Origin of the sequence: Paracoccus sp. S3-43 (assembly GCF_029027965.1) — a bacterium.
Lineage (GTDB): Bacteria > Pseudomonadota > Alphaproteobacteria > Rhodobacterales > Rhodobacteraceae > Paracoccus.
Genome location: NZ_CP119082.1, coordinates 313,820 through 329,772, shown reverse-complemented (window position 1 = coordinate 329,772; position 15,953 = coordinate 313,820). Strand labels below are relative to the sequence as shown.

At 61.1% G+C, this 15,953-nt stretch carries 10 protein-coding genes and 3 pseudogenes; 5 read left to right on the top strand and 8 right to left on the bottom strand.

Translation table 11 applies throughout. The features are described 5' to 3' along the window. Nucleotide 1: 1 nt before the first annotated feature. Genes PXD02_RS01605 through lpdA form a run of 3 tightly spaced genes read left to right on the top strand, consistent with a single transcriptional unit; the run spans nucleotide 2 to nucleotide 3,733 of the window. Nucleotides 2-1,018: an alpha-ketoacid dehydrogenase subunit beta gene (locus PXD02_RS01605; RefSeq protein WP_275105231.1), complete on the top strand. Its 1,017-nt coding sequence runs from the start codon at nucleotides 2-4 to the stop codon at nucleotides 1,016-1,018. Beyond that, the gene (locus tag PXD02_RS01600; RefSeq protein ID WP_275105230.1) at nucleotides 1,018-2,334 is read left to right on the top strand and encodes a dihydrolipoamide acetyltransferase family protein; all 1,317 of its coding nucleotides are present in this window, start codon (nucleotides 1,018-1,020) and stop codon (nucleotides 2,332-2,334) included. Before PXD02_RS01605 ends, PXD02_RS01600 begins: the two co-directional genes overlap by 1 nt. A 4-nt stretch (nucleotides 2,335-2,338) precedes the next feature. Further along, entirely contained in the window at nucleotides 2,339-3,733 is a 1,395-nt protein-coding gene (gene lpdA / locus PXD02_RS01595; protein WP_275105229.1) for a dihydrolipoyl dehydrogenase, read from the top strand. A 20-nt stretch (nucleotides 3,734-3,753) separates the two neighbouring features. Here lpdA and PXD02_RS01590 read toward each other — a convergent pair. Next, nucleotides 3,754-3,897 (bottom strand): annotated as a pseudogene (locus tag PXD02_RS01590) (IS630 family transposase); the annotation flags it as partial. 85 nt (nucleotides 3,898-3,982) lie between these two features. Here PXD02_RS01590 and istB point away from each other — a divergent pair. Then, nucleotides 3,983-4,315 (top strand): annotated as a pseudogene (gene istB, locus PXD02_RS01585) (IS21-like element ISSsp5 family helper ATPase IstB); the annotation flags it as partial. Here istB and PXD02_RS01580 read toward each other — a convergent pair. Continuing rightward, nucleotides 4,310-4,564, bottom strand: a pseudogene (locus PXD02_RS01580) (IS21 family transposase); the annotation flags it as partial. The pseudogenes istB and PXD02_RS01580 overlap by 6 nt on opposite strands. Before the next feature lie 81 nt (nucleotides 4,565-4,645). Between PXD02_RS01580 and PXD02_RS01575 the strand changes: the two are divergent. After that, nucleotides 4,646-5,796 (top strand): IS3 family transposase gene (locus PXD02_RS01575; protein ID WP_473092012.1). Its coding sequence is split into 2 segments (ribosomal slippage): nucleotides 4,646-4,898 and nucleotides 4,898-5,796, totalling 1,152 coding nucleotides; the frame shifts between segments, so codons are not numbered across the junction. A gap of 475 nt (nucleotides 5,797-6,271) precedes the next feature. Here PXD02_RS01575 and PXD02_RS01570 read toward each other — a convergent pair. From PXD02_RS01570 to PXD02_RS01545, 6 genes are all read right to left on the bottom strand, one after another. Then, entirely contained in the window at nucleotides 6,272-7,339 is a 1,068-nt protein-coding gene (locus tag PXD02_RS01570; RefSeq protein WP_275105228.1) for a 3'-5' exonuclease, read from the bottom strand. Next, nucleotides 7,336-8,346, bottom strand: a complete 1,011-nt coding sequence (locus tag PXD02_RS01565) for a type II toxin-antitoxin system RelE family toxin (protein ID WP_275105227.1) — start codon at nucleotides 8,344-8,346, stop codon at nucleotides 7,336-7,338. Before PXD02_RS01565 ends, PXD02_RS01570 begins: the two co-directional genes overlap by 4 nt. Then, a complete protein-coding gene (locus PXD02_RS01560; RefSeq protein WP_275105226.1) occupies nucleotides 8,343-8,810 on the bottom strand; it encodes a hypothetical protein in 468 nt (155 codons plus the stop codon). Before PXD02_RS01560 ends, PXD02_RS01565 begins: the two co-directional genes overlap by 4 nt. A gap of 3 nt (nucleotides 8,811-8,813) precedes the next feature. Beyond that, nucleotides 8,814-11,714 carry a site-specific DNA-methyltransferase gene (locus PXD02_RS01555; RefSeq protein ID WP_275105225.1) on the bottom strand — a complete coding sequence of 967 codons (2,901 nt, stop codon included), beginning with the start codon at nucleotides 11,712-11,714 and terminating at the stop codon, nucleotides 8,814-8,816. Between the two features lie 3 nt (nucleotides 11,715-11,717). Beyond that, entirely contained in the window at nucleotides 11,718-12,452 is a 735-nt protein-coding gene (locus tag PXD02_RS01550; RefSeq protein WP_275105224.1) for an NYN domain-containing protein, read from the bottom strand. A gap of 133 nt (nucleotides 12,453-12,585) precedes the next feature. Beyond that, nucleotides 12,586-15,633, bottom strand: a complete 3,048-nt coding sequence (locus PXD02_RS01545; protein ID WP_473092042.1) for a BPTD_3080 family restriction endonuclease — start codon at nucleotides 15,631-15,633, stop codon at nucleotides 12,586-12,588. Between the last annotated feature and the right edge of the window lie 320 nt (nucleotides 15,634-15,953).

Sequence of the window (15,953 nt, the reverse complement as noted above, 5' to 3'; positions counted from 1 at the left end):
TATGCCGACGATGAACATGATTCAGGCGTTGAACTCCGCGCTCGACGTCAAGCTGACCCAGGATCCCGATACGCTGATCTTTGGCGAGGACGTCGGCTATTTCGGTGGTGTTTTCCGCGTCACGGACGGTCTGCAGAAGAAACACGGGCGGCAGCGCTGCTTCGATGCGCCAATCAGCGAGGGCGGGATTATCGCCACCGCCATCGGCATGGGCGCCTATGGCCTGCGGCCCATCCCAGAGATCCAGTTTGCGGATTACATTCTTCCGGCCTTCGATCAGCTGGTGTCCGAGGCGGCACGGCTGCGCTATCGCTCGAATGGCGAGTTCTGGGCCCCGATCACCGTCCGCAGCCCTTATGGCGGTGGCATCTTTGGCGGTCAAACCCACAGCCAGAGCCCCGAGGCGATCTTTGCCCATATCACGGGGCTCAAGACGGTGATCCCCTCGACCCCGTATGATGCAAAGGGGCTCCTGATTGCGGCTATCGAGGATGATGATCCGGTCATTTTCCTTGAGCCCAAGCGGCTTTACAACGGCCCCTTTGACGGTCGCCACGAGCTGGCCTTGAAAACCTGGGCGGGCCTGCCCGAAGCCGAGGTGCCTGAGGGTCACTATACTGTGCCGCTGGGCAAGGCCGCCGTGGTGCGGCCGGGGTCAGACGTGACGGTCCTGGCCTATGGCACCATGGTCCATGTCGCGAAATCCGCCATTGAGGAAAGCGGCATCGACGCCGAACTGGTCGATCTGCGCTCGATTGTGCCGCTGGACATCGAGACCATTGTTGCCTCGGTGCTGAAGACCGGCCGCTGCATCATCTTCCACGAAGCCTCCCGCTTCGGCGGCTTCGGTGGCGAGCTGTCGGCGCTTGTGCAGGAGCGGTGTTTATGGACGCTAAAAAGCCCGATTGAGCGCGTGGCTGGCTGGGACACGCCATACCCGCATGCCTTCGAATGGGATTACTTCCCCGGCCCTGCCCGACTGATCAAGGCGCTCAATCGCGTGATGGAGAATCATTGATGGGACGTTATCTTTTCCGACTGCCGGACATTGGCGAAGGCGTGGCCGAGGCCGAAATCTCCGCCTGGCACGTCAAGGTCGGCGACGCCATCAAGGAAGACCAGACCCTTGTCGATGTCATGACCGACAAGGCGACCGTCGATATCACGTCGCCCATCGACGGCGTGGTGACTGCCCTGCACGGCGAAGCGGGGGCGATGATGCCCGTCGGCTCGGTGCTTGTTGAATTCGAAGTCGAGGGTGCCGGCAATGCAACCGCCGCCGATGCCGCGACCGTGGCGAGCGCGCCAGCAAAGCCGGAAGCGCCTGCCACACCAGCCCCCGAACCCATCGCACCCGAAAAACCCGTCAGCAAGTCGGAGCCTCCTGTTGCGGCACCCGCGAAGCGGCGCAGTGATGCATCAGCTCGCAAGCCCGCATTCGCGACAAGGTCGCCGGGCGACGCACCATTGGCCTCTCCCGCCACGCGGCGGCGAGCGCATGAGATGGGCATCGCCCTGCAATATGTGTCCGGCACCGGCCCTGCGGGCCGTATCACCCCTGAGGATCTGGACCACTACATCACCTCGGGCGGTGCAAACAGCCTGTTGCCAGCCAGCGGCGGACTGGTGGAAAAGGGTGGCGTCAACGAGACGAAGATCATCGGCCTGCGGCGCAAGATCGCCGAGAAGATGCAAGAAGCCAAGCGTCGTATCCCTCACATCGCCTATGTCGAAGAATGCGACCTGACTGAACTTGAAGCCCTGCGCGCAGACATGAATGCGCATCGCGTCGGGGATCAGCCCAAGCTGACGCTGCTGCCCTTCCTAATGCGGGCCCTCGTCAAGGCGCTGCCTGATTTCCCGCAGATCAATGCGCGCTATGATGACGACGCCGGTGTGCTTCACAGCTATGAAGGCGTGCATGTCGGCATCGCCACGCAAACGCCTGGCGGCCTGATGGTTCCGGTGGTGCGTCATGCCGAAGCGCGCGACCTTTGGGACTGCGCAAGCGAACTGGCGCGCGTCTCTGGCGCTGCCAAGGCGGGACGTGCCACGCGCGAGGAACTGTCCGGTTCGACCATCACCTTGACGAGTCTTGGCCCCATTGGCGGCGTGGTGACGACGCCCGTCATCAATCATCCCGAAGTCGCCATCATCGCACCGAACAAGCTGGTGGACCGTCCTGTGGTTCAGGGCAACTTTGTCACCATCCGCAAGATGATGAACCTGTCCTGCTCCTTCGACCATCGCATTGTCGATGGATGGGACGCCGCGCAGTTCGTGCAGCGCATGAAGCGCCTGCTTGAACATCCTGCCCTGATTTTCATGGATTGATCCGATGACACAGACGCTTAACCCGAAGGTCCTGGTCGTGGGCGGCGGACCGGGCGGCTATGTTGCCGCAATCCGTGCGGGCCAGCTTGGCCTGGACACTGTTCTGGTCGAGGGCGACCGCCTTGGCGGAACCTGCCTGATCCGCGGCTGCATCCCATCAAAGGCGCTGATCCATGCGGCCGGCATTTATGACCAGATCACCGGTGCCGCACGGCCGGAAGGCAGGTTGGGGATACCCCTGGCAGGGGTGCCGAGTCTCGATTTGGCGGAAACTGCCGCGTGGAAGGAAAGCATCGTCGACCGTCTGAATGGCGGGGTCGCGGGATTGCTTCGCAAGGCCAAGGTGCGTGTGGTGTCAGGCTGGGCAACATTTGCTGATGCCAAGACCTGCACGGTTGAGACCGCCGAAGGCGAGATCACCATTCAAGCCGAGCATGTGATCCTTGCAACAGGATCGGTCACGGCGCAGCTGCCGATGCTGCCTTTTGGCGGCAAGATCATCGGCTCGACCGAGGCACTGTCCCTGACCGAACTGCCCAAGCGCATGGTCGTGGTTGGCGGGGGCTATATCGGTCTGGAGCTGGGCAGCGTCTTTGCACGGTTCGGGTCTGAAGTGTCCGTTGTCGAGGCGCAGGATCGGGTGCTGCCCACCTATGACAAGCAACTGACCGATCCCGTGAAGCGCTGGTTACAGGATCACGGTATCGCGCTGCATCTCGGTGCAAAGGCTCTTGGCGAGACCCCCGACGGGTTGGAGATCGAGACCAGCGCAGGCGAACACCTCGTATTGCCAGCCGATCGCATCCTTGTCACGGTTGGGCGCCGCCCGCAGACCCGCGGGCTGGAGGGCATGGCGCTGCAGATGGCGGGTCCTTTCGTCCAGGTGAACGAACGCTGCGCCACCTCGACCACAAACGTCTGGGCTATCGGTGATCTGGTCGGAGAACCGATGCTGGCTCACAAGGCCTCCGCCCAGGGCGAGATGGTGGCCGAGATCATCGCGGGCAAGCGGCGATATTTCGATCCGGTCGCCATTCCGGCGGTATGCTTCACCGAGCCCGAGATCGTGGCCGTGGGACTTGGACCTGACCAGGTCCCTGAAGGGGTCGAGCCGCTGATCGGCGTGTTCCCGTTCCAGGCGAATGGACGTGCCCTGTCGATGGAGGCGGCGGACGATGGCGGGTTCGTCCGCGTCGTTGCCCGCAAGTCCGATCACCGCATCCTGGGCATTCAGGCCGTCGGCCGGCACGTCTCGGAACTGTCCAGCCAATTCGCGACCCTCCTCGAGATGGGCGCGGTGCTGGAGGATGTCGCGGGCGTCATTCACGCCCATCCGACACAGGGCGAGGCGGTGCATGAAGCCTCGCTCAAGGCGCTTGGTCACGCAATCCATATATGAGTGGCTGACGCGCTGAATGACGCCCGCCCTTTTGGCATTGCCGCGTCGATCTGCTTCAGGAAGTCGAGGAATTCCGTCGCATGGTGACGCTTGTAACATTTGCCGATCACTGCTCAGGTCGCGATGTCGAGCGCTGCAAACAATGAGGTCGTACCGTGGCGGATACCCGCCATTCCAATCCCGCGTGAGAACGGCGGTGGGAAATTGGTCCACGGAAGCGGCGGCCTGATGCTGCTGCGGGCGGCGTAAAAGAACGGCCTGTCCGTTGGCTTTACCACCGCTGCGGCGCTGGTCAGCGAGATGATGGAGGCCCGCGATGAACGCCGCCTGCTGCGCTTCCAGAAGCAGATGGCCGGATACAAGCTGCTCATCATCGACGAACTTGGCTTCGTGCCGTTGTCGAAGACCGGCGCCGAATTGCTGTTCGAGCTGATCTCGCAGCGCTATGAGCGCGGATCGACCCTGATCACCAGCAATCTGCCCTTCGATGAATGGACCGAAACCTTCGGTTCCGAGCGCCTGACCGGCGCGCTCCTCGACCGACTGACCCACCACGTCAGCATCCTCGAGATGAACGGCGAGATCGAAAGTCTCCAGAAGCCGCCGAACCTGGACATATTCGCGTCGGCCGTGGCGGTTCATCCGCGCCTCCATCAGCCGGCGCAACGTGGCGAACTCCTCTGGCAGGTCCCAGCCCTGCAACGGTGCCGCCTGGTCGAGCGCATTGATCTTCCGCTCGATCAGCGGAAGGTAATGGATCGGGTCGAAGACGATCTCATCGCGTTCCCAGCACCGGGGATGGCGGGCGATCACCTCGCCACGACTACCGATCTGAGCTACCCCCCGAAAATCGGACAGTGACGGAAGCTACGATCTGAAGTCTGCTGGTCTCCAAGAACGAGGAGAACAGAGATGTCGAGACGCAGGAACCACGATGCGGCGTTCAAGGCGCGTGTGGCGCTGGAAGCCGTGAAGGGGGAGCGCACAGTGTCAGAGCTGGCCGCCGAATATGGCGTGCATCCGACGATGATCCATCAATGGAAACGGTCGCTTCTGGAGGGTGCCGCAGGGATCTTCGAGCGGGGCGGCAAGGCTGCGGCAGCGGCCGAGGTTGCCGAAGAAACTGTCCGTGACCTGCACGCCAAGATCGGAGAGCTGGCCGTCGCCAACGATTTTTTGTCACGAAAGCTCAAGCCCTGGATCGGCAAGTGAGGCGCGGAATGGTTGAGAAGAACCACCCAAGCCTGTCGGTCGGGGCGCAGTGCCGCCTGCTATCGATCTCGCGGTCGTCGTTCTATTACGCGCCGCAGGGCGAGACGGCGATGAACCTCGACCTCATGCTGTTGATCGACAAGCAGTTCCTGGATACACCCTTCTACGGCGTGCGGCAGATGACGTGGCACCTGCAGAACGAGGGGCATGGTGTGAACCAGAAACGCATCCGGCGGCTGATGCGGCTCATGCGCCTGATGCCGATCTACCAGAGGCCCAACACCAGCAAGCCGAGAAAAGGCCACAAGACCTATCCCTATCTGTTGGGCGGGCTGCGGGTGGATCGGCCCGGTCAGGTCTGGTGCGCAGATATCACCTATTTGCCGATGCGGCGGGGCTTTCTGTATCTGGTGGCGATCATGGACTGGTTCACCCGCAAGGTGCTGGCCTGGCGGATATCGAACACGCTGGAGGCCGACTTCTGCGTCGAGGCGCTGAACGAGGCCATCCATCGCTTCGGCGCGCCCGGGATCATGAACACGGATCAGGGCTCACAGTTCACGTCCTTCGCCTGGACTGATCGGCTGAAGCGCATTGGCACTCGGATCTCGATGGACGGCAAGGGGCGCTGCATCGACAACGTCTTCATCGAGCGTCTGTGGCGATCCCTGAAGTATGAATGCGTCTACCTGCACGCCTGGGAAACGGGATCGCAGGCCAAGGTTGGTATTGGGCACTGGATCAACTTCTACAACCATCGACGACCCCACACTGCCCATGGCGGGCAGCCGCCCGCCGTGGTCTACTTCAACAGCAGCGAAACCGATCAGCAGGCACAGGCAGTAGCTTAAATCAGCCGGAAAGCTGTCCAAGGATCGGGGAGTAGCTCAATCACCACTTCATGCATATAGGCCCGGATCCAGACAAGCGTATCGGCGACCACCAGAGCCTTCACCTCAGTCGGCCACAGGCGATGGCCGGACGCATAGATCTTGACACCCAAAGAAGTGAGAAACGAATTCTTGGCACACATTGCGAAACGCACTCCCCATCAGCCAATGAAAAGGACTTCGCAGCAGCGTGTCAGCCAAGCAATGCGGGCATCAGACGCCGCTTACAATCCGCCTAATATACTGTTATATATTGATTATCAGCGAATTATGACAGCGGTGGTTGCGGGGGAGCGCAACCGCCGTCATTTGCCTGAACTCAGATGTGCGGTGTGAAGCTTTCCACCCGCCTAGGCCTCAGCTATAGCTGTAGCCATTGGACATAAACTCATGGAAGATCTCCAGGGCAGATAACACTGCGATTGCCGTTCCATGATCACGATGTCAGATCAGCAACAAACTCCGACAAGGGTTCGATACCGGAGACCAGCAGGCAGTCCCTTGCGCGTGTGCAGGCGACGTAAAGCAGATGGCGCTCGGTCTCGTAAACGGCTTCAAGATCCGCCTCATCTGCGATAGCGGCAATGCGTTCCGCTTGCGGGATAATATCGTCGTCACAGGCAATGACGGCCACAGCTCTGAACTCGAGGCCCTTGGCAAAATGCATGGTGCAGACTGCCACTGAACCCGCGGTCATCTCTGCTTTCTCCCCAAGTTCGATATGGGGCAACCCGGCAGCCTTTACCGCGCGACGGGCCCGCCCCAGCTCGGAATTGGAACGGACGAAAACTGCGATTTCTTCCGCCGAAATGCCTTCACCCAAGCGCGCATGGAGCCAGGCCGCAACCTTGGCCACCTCATCATTCGCATCGCAGCAAGGCTGGATGATCGGAGCCGGCCCGTCGAAAATCGACACCGTGCCGCGTCTGCTTTCGGAATTGCCGTCCACATCCGAAACCAGGCTTGGCAGCAGACGATCCGCTTGTGCGCGGATCTGATGCGATGTCCGATAGTTGATCCGAAGGGTCGAGGAGCGCCCGCGGACATCAATCCCAAGCATCTTCCACGAGAACGGCTGCTGGAAAATGCGCTGGCCAATATCTCCGGCGAAGAACAACCCGTTCTCCTTGTCTCCGGCAAGAGTCGCCAGGAACCTTGCCTCGGCGATGCTGAGATCCTGGGCCTCGTCCAGCATCGCGAAATCGTAGGGACGTTGCCGCTCGGCAGCGATGGCTTCGGTAACGCGACCGAATACATCCGACCAGGTGACGGTGCCACGATCCATCAGGCCAGCGCGGACCTTCTGGAAAATCACCCAGAGGGCTTCGCGTTGCTTGCCGCCAATGCGTGTCTTGCGACCAAGCCGTGCAACGTCCCGGTAATCTTCCCAGGTTCGGATCTGCCACGCATCGACCACATCCTCCCATTCTCCCAACAGGAACTGCGGGGTGAAGCGGGCGCCCTCCACCTCGGCTACTGCCTTGGTCAGAAGCGAGCGGATCAAGGCCGGATTGGCGATGTTCGGCTGCCGAACCTGGCGGTGTAAAGATCGTAACCGACTGCGGAAATCGCCTTGACGTCAATCCGACTGCCGATCTCGGGTGCGGCTCCCAGCAGCGTAGCAAGTTTCATCTTCAGCGCATTCGCCAGCGCTTTTGAAAAGGTCGTCAGCAGCACCTTCGCGCCCGGATTTGCGCGCGCCAGATGCACGGCACGGTGCAGGGCCACGATGGTCTTTCCGGTGCCAGCCGAGCCGGTGACGCGCGCGGGGCCGTTGAAGTTTCGTTCCACCAGCGATTGCTGCGCCGGGTGGAGGAAGACCGCCCATTTCTCCCACGGATAGTCCAGCGCCTGGCGGAGTTCGTCCACGTTGGTCAGCACCCGGAAACGGCGCTGCGCATCGGGATGGGCGAAGGGATCGGCCTCGGGTGCGACTGGTTCGGGCGGCTGCGGCTGCTCGCCCACGGCGAGCTTCAACAGCGCCTCCTGCGCCTCTTGTGGCAAGTGCTCGATGATGTCGAACAGCGTGTCTTCGGTCGCAGCCCGGACGTCATTCACCCAATCCTCGGGCACGCCAAAGCTCATCAGTTCGAACTTGCGCAGGTTGTCGAAAAGTCGCGGTGCAGCTTTGACAGCGGGGGCGGCGGGCTCCTTCGGCCGACGGATCTCGACTTCTTCGATGCGCTCGCGCACCTCGACCAGCTGCATCGCCCCGGTGGTCGGATGGCGCTCGATCCTGCGGCGCACGGCCCATTTATAGGCGTCGTCGTGATGATCGACATAGGCCAGCAGGATGCCGCCATCCGTCCGGTGGACAATGATGCGGATATCGGCATTGACGCGGACCGACCAAAAATTGCTGTCTTTCGCCCGATCGACCTTATGGAACGACAAGCCATTGCCCGCCGGATTAGACTGCAGGTCGAAGGCAGTGATCTTGGCTGCCTTCTGTTCCTGTGCGGTCAGGCGGGCGAGGCTGTCGGTGAAGGTGTCGGCGATGCGGAAGTTCATTTACCGCGCTTTCCTGTGGGGGCAGGCTTGGCTGCAGCGTGCTCCTCCTGCCATTTCTTGCGACGATATTCGCGCATCTCTTCCCGAAGCCTGATGCTGCTTTCAACGTCGTCCCAGCGTTTTGAACCGCGCCCACGGGCGAACCCATCCTTGGACGACATCTCCAACAGATAACGTGTGGCATCTTTTGCAATGCGAAGTTTATCAGCTTCGCAATGGTCCCACTCTCGCTCTACAGCCAACTCGGAGACTGCCTTTTCTATGATGTCATAGATCTTGACGCCTTCAGACGCCGAGACAAGCTCAAGAAAAAACCTGATCGCCTCTGCGGCCTGGTATTCCTGACTGCCATCATTGTTGATGCTCACGCGCATCAATCGCCGGACGATATCGGCAAGCGTATGCCCCATGAACTCGGCATTCGCATTTGCTCGCATATAGGCGCGTTCGTAATCGTCTGACATCCCTCACCCCACCGCAAAAACCTTCATCACCTCATCGCCAAGGTGATTGATCACCTTCACCGCGATCCGTCCGGATTTCGGCTTCGGGAAAGGCCGGGAGATGTCGGAATAAAGACTATCCCAGGCATCCGCGTCGATCTCGGCCTTCAGGCTGGTCTTCAGCGCCTTGTAGGGATCGTTCGCCCCAAGGAAATAGGCGTGACGGACGAAGAACGATTCCTCGTTGTAATCCGTGTCCAGCATCCACAGGGCAATGCCGTCGGTGCCCTCGCTTTCCACCGAACCCGTCTGCGGCTTGAACACGTCCACGCCGAAGACCTGCACGGTCAGCATCCCGTCCTTTTCCTCGATGCGGATATCCGGTTCGCCGAAGATCACGAACAGGTTGCCCGCGCCGGTCGATTTCAGGTCGGTCCCCATGTGCAGGTCGGGGTTCATCCGCGCCTTCAGCACTGGCACGCGGCCCAGCTTGTCAAATTCGGCCGAATGGGCGTCATAGTTGAAGGCGCAGGCGATCAGCATGTCGAAACCGGCGTCGCCTGCCTCGCGTGCCGCCGCAACTAGGTCGGGGCGGCTGACGGTGCCGAACTCGGGGCCGATGAAGATGCCGGCGCGGCGCATCACCTCGCCCTCCATAAACTGCCCTTCGGCCGCGATATAGCGGCCGGGCCAGCCGGTCAGGGCGGTGAAGGTGATCCGGTCCTCCTTGTGGGCCTGCTGGACACCGGCGGCGCGCAGGTTGTCCAGGATCATCGCCGCGAAATCCTCGGCCCGGTCGTCCCGCTCGGCGGCGCGGCGCTTGCCTTCAGAGGCCTCGTGCAGGTCGATCAGTTCGTCGTTCCAGTCCGTCGCCAGCGTCTTGTGCGGCGACAGGCTTTCAACGGTGAAGGGGCCAGCCACGCGGACCTTCGCGTTATCGGCAAAGGGCTTGTCGTAGAGGTATTCAAACTCGGCCTTGGCGGCGATGGAGGCGTCGATTTCCCTTTGCCGCGCAATCCGCGCATCCCAGAACCGCGCCAGCGCCTGCTGTGCCGGCACGGGCCAGCCTTGCGGTGCCTTGCGTGGGATTTCCCATTCCATGAAGCCGTTCGCAGGCGCCATCTCGCCCGAGGGCAACTTGACCTCGCCCGTTGCGGTGAAATCGATCTTCGCGCCGGCGCGGCCGCCCTGTTCCACCTTGAAGGGGGCGGCATGGCCGCGCAGGGCCGTGTTCAGCGCGGCAATGGCGTCTTCGACCGCGGGCTGCATCCGGTCCCAGATCACGTCGATCTCGGCATTGTTGGCGATGGATTTCAGCGTTATGTGCGGCACGCGGTCATAGACGAAGCCCTGGCGGACCTTGCCATAGGTGGGCGCGGATTTCGGCGGCGTGCGGGTGATCTCGGCTTCCTTCTGCTGGCCTTCGGGGCTGTCGGCCAGCAGATAGAAGGGATAGCGCGCGCCCATCAGGCGCGACCGGGCCAGCGCGATGGCGACGCGGCTGGTGTCGATGGTGATCCAGCGCCGCCCCCATTGCTCGGCGACATAGGCCGTGGTGCCCGAGCCGCAGGTGGGATCGAGCACCAGGTCGCCGGGGTCGGTGGTCATTAGGATGCAGCGTTCGACGATCTTTGTTGATGTTTCGACAATGTAACGCTTGTCGCTTGCAAAGCCTGCAACGCCGGTGTCCGTCCATACGTTCGTTAGAGGGAATACGGAAAAGTCGTCAATGAAGCGGACATATCTAAGCGTGTTTCCGACGAGTTCGACGCGGTTCGCCGTGCGCAGGCGCGCAACGCCCGTTTCGTGCGTTTTCCAGTAGCCCTTGCGCGGAACAAAGGTCTTGCCTTCAAATCTCACCGGATAGCTTCCCGGGGGCTTTTGGCTCGTCAGGTCACCGGTTGAATAGATCTTTGCATTGCTAGGAATTAGAGCCGGATTCCGCTTCTCGTCTGCGGAGATTGCTCGTCGGTCCCCTTTGCTGTCCTCATATTTCCCATATCCAGCAGCGCCGGACTGTCCAAACTCCTTGGTCTGTAATGCGGGTCGATACTTTAGCCTCTCTTTGGATCGTGCATACCAAAGCACGTGGTCCGCAACGTTGGGCAGGAACTGTGCCGTTTGGCTGCTCGTTTTGACTAAGCTGATCTGGCTAACACAATTCTCGTCCCCAAACACCTCATCCATCAACGCCCGCACGCGGTGGACATTCTCATCCCCGATCTGCACGAAGATGCTGCCGCTCTCCGTCAACAAATCGCGGGCCACGGTCAGCCGGTCGCGGAGATAGGTCAGATAGGAATGGATGCCGTCCTTCCAGGTGTCGCGAAAGGCGCGGACCTGTTCGGGTTCGCGCGTCACATGGGTCTTGTCGCCGTCCTTCACATCGCGCGAAGTGGTGGACCACTGGAAGTTACTGTTGAACTTGATGCCATAGGGCGGATCGAAATAGATGCACTGCACCTGCCCGCGCAGCCCTTCCCGTTCCGCCAGTGAGGCCATCACCGACAGGCTGTCGCCCGAGATCATCCGGTTCGACCAGTGCTGGTCGTGCTGATAGAACTCGGTCGCGGCCTCGGGGTCGGGCAACCCGTTGAAGTCCGCGAACATGTCGAACTGCGCGGCCGGGGCTGCCGCATCCGCGCGTGCCCTGGACTGCCGCTTCAGGTCGTCGATCAGCACCCTGGGGTGGACCTTTTCCTGGATATACAGCGGCGGCGCCTGCACGATCAGGTCCGACCAGTCCTCCATGTCCTTGCCGCGCCAGACCAGCTGCGGGTCCAGGTCGGGATTGCGCCGGGCATAGGCTAGCTGGATCGGCCTCTTGTCCTGTTCGCGCATCAGGCTTTCGAATTCCGCCGTCGGGATGTTCCTGCGCGTGGCGTCATGGGTGAGGGTTTCGACCTCGAGGGATTTTCTGGCCATGTCTTATTTCGCCGGGTCTTGGGGTTGGAATGCAGGAGCGGCCTCGGCGAGCCTTTCTTTTGGTTTGGGGCGCGGAAAACCGCTGCGCAATCCGTCGATATGTTCGAACAGGGAAGGCTCAACCTCTCGCCACATCGGATCAAGAATGATCCTTACCCCTTCGCGCCGGGCGAGCTTCGAGGCGGGAACGAAATCGCTGTCCCCCGCAACAAGGATGATGGTGTCGGCCTGCTGTTTCAGGCTGATCGTGGTGATGTCGACACCGATGCGCATGTCCACGGCCTTTTGACGCAGACCGGGATGGAAATCGTGGTCGGTCAAGTCTTCGGGCTTTCGCGTGCCTTTCAGGATGGCTTTTTGCGCATCTTCCGACAGGATCCATGACCGTTCCTTGCGCACCTGCCCCAGCCGGACGGCGAAATTGGCACGTCGGCGCAGACGATCGAATAGGTCCAGTCGAAACCTTGCCTGGTCGGATTTGGCATAGTCGATGGCCTTGCCGCTGACCGGCAGGTGGCCCTTCTGCATGTAGGGAAGCGCATCGTAGAAGAAACAGCGGTAAAGCAGGCTGAAATGATGGCCCGCCTTGGCGATCAGGTTCAACTGCCGCAAGTGGCTTTCGACCATTCGACCGATGGCCTTGTCCACCTGCTCGGCATCTAGCGTGTCGATATCGCGCCGGACAGAGCCGAGCCGCTTAAGGAAGTATCCGCCGTCAATGAGGATTGCCACTTTCACGGGTGTGCCCCCGCAAAAGGAAAAAGCCCCAAGGGGTCGGCCATGTCCAGGATTGCGGACGGGCTTACTGCCAAGGGGCGGATGTGCCCCTTGTATATGGTGGGTGTTGCGAAGATGTCAACAGTGACCCGGATCATTCAACAAGCGCCTCCCCTGCCCCAAGGGTTTCCAATAGCCTCTCGAACTCCTCCTCCATCCGATGGACGGCGGTGAATTCGGCAAAGGTCCAGCGGCCGAATTTTTCCAGGTTGTTCACTCCCGGCACCCAGTAGCTGCGCATCGTATTGGCCTTGTCCTTGGCGTCCTCTCCGCGGAAGCCCTTTACCTCGATGATCAGGTTCAGGGGTTCCGGTTGGCCGTCATCCACCCGCACGATGAAGTCGGGCAAGTATCTCCGCGGGGTCGAGCCGTGAAGATAGGGCACCTCGAACCCGAGGTTCTGGTTCTTGACATAGGACAGGACACGGGGATGCGCCTCGACCACGCGGGCGAATTCGGCCTCCCAGTCGCTGTCGCAGATCACCCAGTTCACATGCGATTTCAGCGGGTCGGTCTGCCAGCGCGTCTTTTTCGAGGTGGTGAAGTTGACATAGGCGGTCGAGCCGATCGGGTTGTAGGCGTCAAGGATCGCCTTGACCGGGCGGTCACCTTCCAGCGTTTCCGTGATCGCGGCCTTGATCCGTTCGCAGGCCATGTCGGCAATCTCGGGATAACGAAGCTGCGCCGGGAAGGTGCCGGCATGGCATTTCAGGCAGGTGTCGATCCAGGTCCGGGTGATGCGTTTCAGCTGCCCGAACAGGTGCAGCTTCGGCGCATCGCCGGGGTCGCGATATTTGGTATAGAGCAGCCGTTCGGTCAGGTGAAACAGCACGGTCGAGGCGCGCATCTCGCCCAGATGTTCCAGCGTCAGGTCGACACCCTCTCCGATGATGCCCTGGTTCTTGGTGACCGAGGGGCCGACAAGGTCCGGTGTCAGTTCCAGCACGTGATCGGGGCCGAACCGGGCATCAAGCCGTTCGTTCGGAAGCTCGACCCGATACCCCTCGACCCGCGGGAAGGTGATCGTCAATGCATCGCGTCCGGGTTTGACCGCATGGACCCGAATGGTATCCGAAGGCGGCTGCGGCGGCGAGATCGTGGGCTTTGCGGCAAAGTCGAAGGGAATGCCCAACACATCGGCATATTCGACATTGAACAGGCCGTGTTCATTCAGCTCATAGGACTGGCGGCGCAGCGCTCGGCCCATCACCTGCTCGCACAGAAGCTGGGTGCCGAAGGCCCGCACGCCCAGGACATGGGTGACAGTGTTCGTGTCCCACCCCTCAGTCAGCATCGAGACCGAGACCACGCAGCGGATCTGCTCGCCCAGCTTGCCCTTGCGGCCGACGGTGTTCATCACCTCGCGCAGCAGGGTGGATTCGTCGATCCTGTCGCCTGCGGTCATGTCGCTGGTGCGCTCGACCAGTTCCCGCTTGAAGCGCTCGATCTCGTCCGCGGCCATTTCGCGGAAATCCTTGTCAAGCGCATCACCGGATTCCAGCTGCGCGCTGTCGATCAGGATGGTGTTTGGCCGGGCAAGGCGGTTGCCGAAATCATCATAGTTGCGGAACAGCGGCAGGCGGCCGTTTTCCAGCGTGGTCGACCTGTCGTCATTCGTGCGGTCGAAGCCCGAGATGTATTTGTAGACCAGTTCGGACGTGGCCGTGTTGTTGCAGACCACGATAAAGACCGGCGGCACGCCGATCCTGGCGGCCTCCCACAGTTCGAACGTCTTTTCGTAGTGGCCGTAAAGGGCATCAAGTGCCGATAGGAGTTCAGGCGGCAGCTTGAGCGGGTCAAGGGTCTTGCCGCCAGACCGGCCCTTCTTCGGCAGCGCCTTTCCGATATGGTCCCACAGGTTGCGGAACTTCGGCGTGTCCCCACCGGGCACGTTGTCAGCCACCGGCACCCGGGGCAGCTTCACGATTCCGCATTCGATGGCGTCCATCAGGGAAAAATCGCTCATCGTCCAAGGAAACAGCGTGCCTTCGACATAGCCCGAGCCGCGCAGGAAGAAGGGCGTCGCCGAAAGGTCATAGACTAGCGAGATCCCCAGCTTGCGCTTGACCGCCTCAAGGCCCGAGATCCACATCCGGGCAGCTTCGTTCTGTTCCTTCGCTTCGGCCTTTTCGTCGCCCTTCAGGTCGGCCTCGGTCTCGCCCTCGGCATCCTGGACGCGCTCACGATAGCAATGGTGCGCCTCGTCGTTCAGCACGATGATGTTCTTCATGCCCATCAGTTCGGGCATGACCCGCTGCAGCATCTGGCCTTCGGTTTCCAGCGTCTGGATGTCCTCGCCCCGCCAGCCGGCAAGGGTCGTTCGGGTGCCTTTCGACAGGTTCACCCGCTCGCGCAGCTTGAAGGCATGATAGTTAGTGATGACAATCTTGGCCTTGTCGATATCACCCAGCATGTCGGAAGGAGCGATCTCGCGGTGGCGATAGTAGCTTTCCGGGTCGTTCGGCAGCAGAACCCGCAACCGGTCTCGGATGGTGATGCCCGGCGCAACCAGCACGAACCCTCGCGAGAAGGTCTTGCTGTTCGGATGCCGCACCGCGTTGACCGTCTGCCAGGCGATGATCATCGCCATCACCGTGGTCTTGCCCGCACCAGTGGCAAGCTTCAGCGCCAGGCGCACGAGTTCCGGGTTGGCCTGGGCATTGGCCCCCTTCAGATGCGCCCAGAACTTGGCCGCGCGCGAGCCCAGCTTCGGCGCCACCTCGGTCAGCCAGATCGCCGTCTCGACAGCCTCGACCTGGCAGAAGAACGGGCGCACGCCCTGGAACGGGTGGTGCCGCCAATGCTGCAAGAGCCGCGCCGTTTCCGACGTCACCATCCATTGGTCGGGATTAGGCAGACTTCGCCAATCCTCAACAAAACGCCGCACCTCATTAATGATCGGGGTGGGATTGTATTCCTGCACATCGGAAGAGATTCCGTCCCCGTCATGCAAACCCAGACTGCCCTGCGTCAGTGAAACCTTTCGCTTCTTGGGCTTCGGGACCGGCGTGATGAGATCAGATCGGCGACGGTTCTCGAGGATCCTGCTGGTTGGCTGGCCATCCCTGTCGAGTTCCCAGTGCCGGCCCGGGTATTCGTAGGGGGAATTTAAAATAGGCTGCTGAAAAAAGAGGTCGGTCATCGGGATCCCTAGAACATGACATGCTTATGCCATCTGTCAGGGTATCCACCAGAGTGGCTTGCTGCTGCAAGTGGCAGCGTTCGGTTCCATCTTCCTAAGTTTACTTATCGCCTTGGGTCTTCCTATTGACCACGCCGGGTCATATCCAACCACTCGACGAGGGCGCGGCGTATCATCTCAGGCCTAGTGGGCAGATCAGCCTCAGTGCGTCGCCGATCATCGATCGCTTGGATAAGCTCCCGCGACAGGCGGAGATTGATCGACTCACTATCAACGGGAGGACGGCCACGCTTTTTTTCCATAGCAACGAATCTTTTCTT